This is a genomic window from Paenisporosarcina sp. P5_A11, assembly GCF_056400705.1.
This window is the reverse complement of sequence record NZ_JBFUKT010000132.1, coordinates 1-9,644: the sequence shown is the minus strand read 5'-3', so window position 1 is coordinate 9,644 and position 9,644 is coordinate 1. Positions and strand designations below refer to the sequence as shown.

Here is a 9,644-nt window from a genome sequence, read left to right as displayed (position 1 = left end):
TTCCGCATGAGCCAACAAGTATGAAAACCACATACTTGTGGGTCTCATTCTTCACGCTATTGCGGCATGCTAGGCGCAAATGACTCTTTCGATTGTTCTTCATTATCAACAGCATTCTTTAACATAGCCTACTAAAAAACCCTTATCCATGTTCAGGATAAGGGTCAGCGGTACCTATTCTAATGAATGAATATATTCAGCCATTTCATCTACATTTGCTGCAGGTACTAAACCAGGAGGCATTGCACCTCTACCATTTTTGATAACTTCAGCAATTTCTTTTGTAGAAAGTTTTGTATCAACTAATGATGGGAAGCTTCCTTGACCAGCAAGATCTCCACCATGACAAGCGATACATTTGCCTTGAGCAACAGCTTTAGGATCAAATCCTTCTGCACTTCCTCCACCCTCAGCTTGTTCTCCAGCAGCGCCTTCTTCATGTCCAGCAGCAATTTCTTTCTTTTTATCAACGCCTTGAATTGATAGGAAGAAAATAAGACCAATACCAAATGCCATAATTAAAATAAATGGTACGATTGGATTTTTTTGCATAATGTAACCTCCTTCTTTTCGTTCATTCTTTTTCTATAATAGAATCAGTCAACAGTGTTATTGTACTGCATTCTATCTCAAACGAAAAGTCTTAACATGGAAGTTTTCATTAGATTGTCAGAAATTCGACAAATTAATGAATATTAACAGCCTATTTGTCGAGCAATGACCATTCGTTGAATTTCAGAAGTACCTTCACCAATTTCGAGTAATTTCGCATCACGCATATAGCGTTCAACTTCATATTCTTTCATATAGCCATACCCACCATGAATTTGAACTGCTTGATCCGCAACTTGCATTGCAATCTCTGATGCATATAACTTACACATTGATGCTTCTTTTGTAAATGGTCGACCTTGATCTTTTAACCATGCCGCTTTATGAACCATTGTACGAGCTAATTCGATTTTCATCGCCATATCTGCTAATTTAAATTGAGTAATTTGGAAATGAGCTAATGGTTTGCCAAATTGCTGACGCTCTTTTGAGTAGCGTAATGCTTTATCAAAGGCAGCTTGGGCAATACCAACAGCCATTGCCCCAATACCAATACGACCACCATCAAGAGTTATTAAGAATTGTTGGAAGCCTTCTCCACGTTTCCCTAATAAGTTCGCCTTTGGAACTCTTACATTCTCTAGTACTAGTTCAGTAGTATTAGATGCGTTTAATCCCATTTTTTCATAATTATCAATAACTGTGAATCCTTCAGCATCAGTAGGAACAATGATTGCACTTATTTCTTTCTTGCCATCCTTCATCCCAGTAATTGCTGTAATCGCTAAATGCTTCGCGTAGCTTGCATTCGTTATATATACTTTACTTCCGTTAATGATAAAGTCATCACCATCTTCTACTGCACGTGTTTGTGTACCACCCGCATCAGAACCGGCATTTGGTTCAGTTAAGCCAAAAGCTCCGAAAGACTCTCCAGAACAAATCGGTGCTAAATATTTATGTTTTTGTTCTTCAGTTCCAAACAAATTAAGTGGAGCTCCACCTAATGATATATGTGCAGAATAGGTAATCCCTGTAGACGCACAAGCACGACTTAATTCTTCTGTAACAATAGCAAAACTTATCGTATCTGAACCTGCTCCGCCATATTCTTCTGAAAACGGTACGCCCATCATCCCCATGTCGGCTAATTGTTTAAAGATTTCTTTAGGGAAAGCTTTCGTGCGGTCACGTTCTATCGCGCCTGGTGCTACAACTTTATCCGCAAACTCCTTCATTGTTTTGCGAATCATCTGATGTTCTTGCGATAAATCAAAATTCACTACATTCAACCCCTTTAATTTATAAAACGCTTTCAATTTTCATTATAAAGGTAATATTCTAACATTCACAACTATTTTTGTTATAAGAGAGGTTAGCAATATTAAAAAATCTTTTTATATAATAGAAATTCACTTTACAATTCTTCAATTTCCACACTCGATTTATTAATAAACTTACGTCATGCTAGACACTTTACGACCTATTACGTTTAGAAATACGTAAAGGGTTCTTGGAACTTCAAACTTATACTTCTATTTCGATAAAAAAGAGACATTCACAGAAGTGAATGTCTCTTGGAATTTCTATTCTAAAAAGTCTTTTAAACGTTTGCTTCGTGAAGGATGACGCAATTTGCGTAAAGCTTTCGCTTCTATTTGACGAATTCGTTCACGCGTTACGCCAAATACTTTCCCTACTTCTTCTAACGTACGAGTGCGACCGTCATCCAGACCGAAACGCAAGCGCAGTACATTTTCTTCTCGATCAGTTAATGTATCTAAAACGTCTTCTAACTGCTCTTTTAAAAGCTCATATGCTGCATGATCAGATGGAGACTGTGCATCAGAGTCTTCAATGAAGTCTCCTAGGTGTGAATCATCTTCTTCACCAATCGGTGTTTCAAGAGAAACAGGTTCTTGTGCAATCTTTAAGATTTCACGCACTTTTTCAGCAAGTAACTMCATTTCTTCTCCAATTTCTTCTGGAGAAGGTTCTCGACCTAAATCTTGTAGTAACTGACGTTGTACACGAATTAGTTTATTAATCGTCTCCACCATATGAACCGGAATACGAATCGTACGAGCTTGGTCAGCAATCGCGCGTGTTATCGCTTGACGAATCCACCAAGTAGCATATGTGCTAAATTTAAAGCCTTTACGGAAATCAAATTTCTCAACAGCTTTAATAAGACCCATATTTCCTTCTTGAATTAAATCCAAGAACAACATCCCACGTCCAACATAACGTTTCGCAATACTTACAACAAGTCGTAAATTTGCTTCAGCTAAACGTTTCTTGGCTTCTTCATCGCCTACTTCAATACGTTGAGCAAGTGCGATTTCTTCATCAGCAGAAAGTAAGTCTACACGACCAATTTCTTTTAAGTACATACGCACGGGATCATTAATTTTAACTCCCGGTGGTACGCTTAAATCGTTTAAGTCGAATGTTTCTTCTTCTTGCCCTTTTTTCATTAACTTTTCTAAGTCTTCTTCATCGCCGTCTTTTCGCCCAAGTTCAACACCTTGTGCTTCGAGCTGTTCAATAAATTCTTCAATTTGATCTGATTCCAATACAAATACAGACAATTTTTCAGCAATGTCCGCAAAAGTTAACTCTCCCGCTTTTTTGCCCATTTCGAGTAGAGATTTCTTCGCTTCTTCTAATCTGACCTCAGTTTCAGCCTCTTTTGTACGTTCAGACTTGTCCGCCATAAGTCTTCCTCCTTTAAAAACCAATCATTTACATCGTTGTTAACGATTTCTTTAAATCGATTATTTGTTTTGCTAACGCTAATGCACTTGTCATATCCTGCATCTTTTCAGCCTCTTTTGACTCATGCATTTTCATTTGAATTTGAAGCTCTATTCGGTGTTTATTTATTTGTCGTAAGCAGTCAGAGACTTCTTCACGTGCATGTTCTGGGTCTCGTTCTGTTAACGTTGCTTCCATTACCAACTTACGTAAATCCGTGTCTTCTAAAATTTCAAGAAAACGATGTGTATCCGCTTGAGGATACATGTCGTAGAAACCTATGAGGCGAACAAATATCGCTTCATATGAATCGTGAATGAATACATGGAGACCATGCTCTTGATGTAAATTATCGACGATATCAACCTGGTGTAACATATGAGCGAGCAACAATTTTTCAGCCCGATCAATTGCTTGGACAAGTTTACGACTTACAGGCATGTTTTGGGCAATTGGTGGAGCTTGCTGTCTCGTGTTTTGTTTTAATGATTTACCTTCAATTTTTCTGAATTGTTGATAAATCGCCTCTTCAGAAATATTGGTTTCTTTTGCTAATTGTCTAATATATAAATCTCGTTCAACTGGGGATGTATTCCCTACAAAATGTTCGAGAACTTCTTGCACGTATTGTAACGTGTCGTTTTCAAATTGAAAATTCTTGTTGCGTCTAGCTACCATCATCATAAATGCTAAATAAGCATGAGGACGATCAATGATTTGTTTTTCAAAGGCCTCAGCCCCATTTGTTTGAATAAAATCATCAGGATCCATTTGATTCGGTAATAGCGCAATTTCAGTTTTCATCTTGTCTTGTACTAATAGCTGGGCAGCCCGCTTTGCAGCTTCAAAACCCGCAGAATCACCATCATAACAAATAGTGACTGAATCAGTTAAGCGTTTCAACTTGTTAATCTGTTCTTTTGTCAGAGCCGTACCCATTGTGGCTACTGTATTCATGATACCCGCTTTTGCGGCTGCTATAACATCCATAAAACCTTCCATGACAATCACTTTATGTTTTTTCCGAATTATCGGTCGAGAAACATCTAGATTGTATAAAACTTTACTCTTTTGGAAAATAGGTGATTCTGGACTATTCATGTATTTAGCATCTTGCGCATCTGTATTTAATACTCTTCCGGAAAAAGCAATAACTTGACCTGCTTCATCTCGAACAGGAAACATAATTCGTTCTCTAAAGCGGTCAAAATATTCATTTCGATTTTCTTTCTGGATGACAAGCCCACTTTGAGCCATTTCAGGTAAACTAAATCCTTTACGTTCCAGTAAAGTAGTTAAAGCATCCCAATTAGGAAGAGACCATCCGATTCTATATTGTTCAATAAGTTCACGAGAAAATCCTCTTTCTTCTAAATATTGAAGGGCTTTTTCTCCTTCTTCAGTATTTAGTAGCAAGTGGTGATAATAATTCATCGCAAAAGTATGTGCTTCTTTCATACGTGTTTCATCTTTAGAAATTGTTGTGGTATCACCAGTTTGTGGTTCGATATCGATATCAATACCCACACGGGAACCCAACTTACTTAAAGCTTCTTGGAAAGAAAGATTGTCTATATCCATTACAAAGGTAATGGCATTTCCTCCAGCCCCACATCCAAAACAATGAAAGATTTGCTTGTCTTGAGAAACAGAAAACGAAGGTGTCTGTTCACCATGGAAAGGGCAAAGACCAAACCAGTTTCGTCCACGTTTCGTCAACTGAACATATTCACTAATGACATCCACTACATCATTGCTTGTGCGAATTTGTTCAATCGTTTCTTCAGGAATTCTTTGCACGTAATCATCACCATCTTTATAGGCTATATATTGAATTCGAGATAGTTGAAGAAAATCCTGCAAGTTTCGACAAAAATATAAAAAACTTGAGAAATGACAACTCTTATTAAATATTTTTACCACAATTTTTCATTATAAAACGTTTGCATGAAAAAATCTACAAAAAAATTGTCTTTTCAAAAGAAAAAACCTTCCCAACATCGGGATGGTTTTTCCTTACTGGATTTTGTTTAAAATCACATTTGCTGTTTCTTCTACAGCGCGATTCGTAACATCAATGACTTGACATCCAATTCGAGAGACAACTTTTTCAAAATGAACGATTTCTTGTTTAATACGATCTAATTTGGCGTAGCTTGCATCATCATTTAATCCTAATGCAATTAAACGTTCTTTCCTGATGGAATTTAGCTTGTCAGGAGAAATCACGAGACCGAAACATTTCTCAGGGTCTACTTTGAATAGTTCTTCTGGAGGCTCTACTTCTGGTACAAGAGGAACATTTGCGACCTTATAGCGTTTATGAGCTAAATATTGAGATAAAGGGGTTTTAGAAGTTCGCGAAACCCCAATTAAAACGATATCCGCCAATAATAAACCTCTTGGGTCACGACCAYCATCATATTTTACAGCAAACTCAATCGCTTCTATTTTTTTAAAATAGTCGTCATCAAGTTTACGGACTAGACCTGGTTCTTCAAATGGTATTTCATTTAATTCTTCTTCTAGAGTAACCATAAGAGGACCCATTAGATCAATGAATCGAACGCCATGTTTAGCACACTCTTTTTTCATAGTTGCTCGCATTTTTTTTTTTACTAGTGTAAATAAAATAATTGCTTGTTGAATTTTTGCTAGATGCACAATTTCGATTACATGATCAATCGTTTCTATATGGGGTAAACGTTTTAATGATGTGTTTTGCAAACCAGGTCTAAACTGGCTAACAGCTGCTTTCGCAACTAATTCACCTGTTTCTCCAACTGAATCCGAAACAATAAATATATGCAGTTTTTTCATGGTTTTATCACCTCACAAATCGTGATTTTCTGCTAATGACAGAAAAGCACCTGTAATATTAGTTTTTGTTATTCGGCCAATTACTTCAAATCCATCTGGATGTTCTTTTACAATTGGTAAAGCGTCAATCTGTTTATCTATCAATTTCTTCGCCGCATGAAGTAATGAATCATGTTTGAAGCAAAACGTAATATTAGGCATCCTGGTCATAATAATATGAACGGGAATTTTATTTAAATCCTGTTGACCTAAGCTCGTGCGAAGTAAATCTTTTCTTGATAATACTCCAGTTAAATACGCATTTTTATCAACAACAAACAATGTACCTACATCTTCTAAGAACATGTGACAAATTGCATCGTAAACCGTCATGTCTTCGGCAACAACAATAGGAATTGACTGAAAGTCTCTTACTTTCATATTCATCATGCTATCCGTAACAGCTTGACCAGTTTTTTTACCTGAGTAAAAATATCCCACTCGTGGTCTTGCATCTAAGAAACCAGCCATCGTTAAAATCGCTAAATCAGGTCGTAATGTAGATCTTGTTAAATTCAATCGTTCTGCAATTTGTTCTCCCGTAATCGGACCATTTCCTTTAACAATTACCAAAATTTCCTCTTGACGTTTGTTGAGTTCGATCGGACTCACCGCCTCAAAAATGTGTTATACTCAATGTTCATTATTATATACTATTTAAGTAGTGTTATCTAGTGTATTGCCTGAGTGGTGCTTTTCACAGTAGTATGTTATAGTGTATTCAATTATATAGACGAAGATAGGAAAATAAGTAATGTTCACTTAAGCGAGCAGAGACAGTGAAAGTCTGCATCGAACACGAAAAGGCGTCCTGGAGTCATGATTTTTTGAAAGTGAATTGCAAATCAGTTTGCAGTTAACTGGGGTGGAACCGCGGGTATTATGCACTCGTCCCCGGACATTTATTGTCCGGGGACGAGTGCTATTTTTATTTTGGAGGGATTTTTCATGACAATCACAATGGAAAAAGTAGTAAGTTTAGCRAAACACAGAGGTTTTGTATTTCCTGGCTCAGATATTTACGGTGGCTTAGCCAACACATGGGATTATGGTCCACTAGGAATTGAGCTTAAGAACAACATCAAAAAAGCATGGTGGCGCAAATTCGTTCAAGAATCTCCATACAATGTTGGAGTGGACGCAGCTATCTTAATGAACCCAAAAGTATGGTCAGCTTCTGGTCATATTGGAAACTTTAACGACCCAATGATTGATTGTAAAAAATGTAAAGCACGTCACCGGGCTGATAAGTTAATTGAAGATGCACTTGAAACTAAAGGAATCGAAATGATCGTTGATGGCCTTTCTTTTGAAAAGATGCAAGAACTAATTAGCGAACATTCTATCACTTGTCCAGATTGCGGCGCGCAAGATTTTACAGATATTCGCCAATTTAATTTGATGTTTAAAACCTCTCAAGGTGTAACTGAAGCATCATCAAACGATATTTACTTACGTCCAGAAACAGCGCAAGGAATTTTTGTTAACTTCAAAAATGTTCAACGTTCAATGCGTAAAAAAATGCCTTTTGGTATTGCACAAATTGGTAAAAGTTTTAGAAATGAAATTACACCAGGTAACTTTACGTTCAGAACACGTGAATTTGAGCAAATGGAACTTGAGTTCTTCTGTAAACCAGGTGAAGACTTAGAATGGTTCGCTTACTGGCGCGATTATTGTAAGAACTGGTTATTAAACTTAGGTTTAACTGAAGATAACATTCGTTTACGTGATCATGATGTAGAAGAACTGTCTCACTACGCTTCTGCTACAACAGATGTGGAATATAAATTCCCATTCGGTTGGGGCGAGTTATGGGGAATTGCAGACCGCACCGATTTCGATTTAAAACGTCATATGGAACATTCAGGTGAAGATTTTAATTATATCGATCCTATTACAAACGAACGCTATGTACCTTTCTGTATCGAACCATCACTAGGTGCAGACCGTGTTACACTTGCTTTCTTGTGTGATGCTTATGCAGAAGAAGCTCTTGAAGGCGACGATAAACGTACTGTTTTAAGATTCCATCCCGCTTTAGCTCCTGTAAAAGCAGCAATTTTGCCTTTATCAAAAAAATTAGCTGAAGGCGCTAACGGAGTATTTGCTGAGTTAAGCAAATCGTTCATGGTGGATTATGATGATTCTCAATCAATTGGTAAACGGTACCGACGACAAGATGAAATTGGTACACCTTTCTGTATTACGTATGACTTTGATTCAGTAGAAGACGGTCAAGTAACGGTTCGTCATCGCGACTCAATGGAACAAACACGTATGCCAATTATTGATGTAAAAGCATATATCGAAAAACACTTAGAGTTTTAAGGTAAACGAATAAAAAAATCCGTCTACACTCCTTCTTCAGGAGCAGTAGACGGATTTTCTTTTTTAGGGAAATATTGCGGTGAACGATCTAGCTGATCAATAAATGACCGGGTCTTTAACCGAATACCAGTTTGTTCTTCATAAATAGTTCGTACAATCTTCTTAATAAATGTTTTCGTTTCTTTTTTTAATGTTAACTTCCCTACTTGCTCAATCGGTACTGTATAAAACGTTCTTATGAGCTTAACTTGCGCAGGAGTTAAACGAATAATATATCGATCAATACTAAAACAGCGATGACATAGGAAACCGATTTGTTGGAATGAAAATGCGAATTCACCTTCCGTTGCACCACAATTTGTACATTGATGTAAGGTTGGATAAATACCAGTGACCGGCAACATTTTCCATTCCACAAATAAAGCAATAGCTTCGGGATCATATTCATCTGAGATTGCATGTAATGCATGTTGCAGTAAATTAAATATGGAAGGTTGTGGAGTTCGATCATCCACTGCTCGATCAATCAATTCCACGATAAAGCTTGCATAAGCAGTCGCTTCAATATCTTGACGAATATGTCGATAAGATTCCACTTGTTCGCCTTGTTGCATAGTCCCCATTCCACGACCCTGTTGAATTAAAAAAGAGCCATGTGTAAAAGGTTGGGTAATTGCAGCCAAGCGACTTGCAGGTTTTTTCGCACCCCTGGCCATCGCTGTAATTTTGCCACCCTCTCGTGAGAAAAGAGTGACTATTTTATTGGCTTCCCCATAATCTTGCGTTTTTAAGACAATGCCTTCTATACGATTCAGCAACTGCCCACACGCCCCTTATTAATACTCGTCGTCACGGAATCCAAAATCACGTAAATGGACTTGTTTGTTACGCCAGTCTCTTTGAACTTTCACCCACAACTCAAGGAATACTTTACTTCCTAATAACATTTCAATATCTTTACGAGCACGCATACCTACTTCTTTTAAAAGTGCTCCCTTTTTGCCGATGACCATACCTTTTTGTGACTCACGCTCAACCATAATAGTCGCTGTCACACGAATCTTTTCACTATCTTCTTCTCTTTTAATTTTCTCAATTACAACTGCAATCGAATGAGGAATTTCTTCATGAGTTAAGTGAAGTAC

Annotated in this window: 9 protein-coding genes; 1 reads left to right on the top strand and 8 read right to left on the bottom strand. The window is 37.3% G+C overall.

Annotated features, from left to right (window positions below):
* Positions 1-174: 174 nt before the first annotated feature.
* The 6 genes from cccA to ccpN form a co-directional block, all read right to left on the bottom strand.
* Complete coding sequence (cccA, locus tag AC1DOS_RS14895; protein WP_477538129.1) at positions 175-552, bottom strand: cytochrome c550; 378 nt, start codon at positions 550-552, stop codon at positions 175-177.
* 143 nt (positions 553-695) lie between these two features.
* On the bottom strand, positions 696-1,835 hold the full coding sequence (locus AC1DOS_RS14890; protein ID WP_477538128.1) for an acyl-CoA dehydrogenase family protein: 1,140 nt from the start codon (positions 1,833-1,835) through the stop codon (positions 696-698).
* A 303-nt stretch (positions 1,836-2,138) separates the two neighbouring features.
* The gene (gene rpoD / locus AC1DOS_RS14885) at positions 2,139-3,269 is read right to left on the bottom strand and encodes an RNA polymerase sigma factor RpoD (protein ID WP_477538127.1); all 1,131 of its coding nucleotides are present in this window, start codon (positions 3,267-3,269) and stop codon (positions 2,139-2,141) included.
* A 28-nt stretch (positions 3,270-3,297) separates the two neighbouring features.
* A complete protein-coding gene (gene dnaG / locus AC1DOS_RS14880) occupies positions 3,298-5,109 on the bottom strand; it encodes a DNA primase (RefSeq protein WP_477538126.1) in 1,812 nt (603 codons plus the stop codon).
* Positions 5,110-5,325: 216 nt separating this feature from the next.
* Positions 5,326-6,129 (bottom strand): pyruvate, water dikinase regulatory protein, encoded by an 804-nt coding sequence (locus tag AC1DOS_RS14875; protein WP_477538125.1) that lies wholly within the window; start codon positions 6,127-6,129, stop codon positions 5,326-5,328.
* 12 nt (positions 6,130-6,141) lie between these two features.
* Positions 6,142-6,780 (bottom strand): transcriptional regulator CcpN, encoded by a 639-nt coding sequence (ccpN, locus tag AC1DOS_RS14870; protein WP_477538124.1) that lies wholly within the window; start codon positions 6,778-6,780, stop codon positions 6,142-6,144.
* 336 nt (positions 6,781-7,116) lie between these two features.
* On the opposite strand from ccpN, the gene AC1DOS_RS14865 reads away from it, so the two are divergent.
* Positions 7,117-8,499, top strand: a complete 1,383-nt coding sequence (locus tag AC1DOS_RS14865; protein ID WP_108586215.1) for a glycine--tRNA ligase — start codon at positions 7,117-7,119, stop codon at positions 8,497-8,499.
* A gap of 23 nt (positions 8,500-8,522) precedes the next feature.
* Here AC1DOS_RS14865 and recO read toward each other — a convergent pair whose 3' ends face one another.
* On the bottom strand, positions 8,523-9,317 hold the full coding sequence (gene recO, locus AC1DOS_RS14860) for a DNA repair protein RecO (RefSeq protein WP_477538123.1): 795 nt from the start codon (positions 9,315-9,317) through the stop codon (positions 8,523-8,525).
* Positions 9,318-9,335: 18 nt separating this feature from the next.
* The coding region (locus AC1DOS_RS14855) for a KH domain-containing protein (RefSeq protein ID WP_477538122.1) at positions 9,336-9,644 on the bottom strand (309 nt) is incomplete at its 5' end.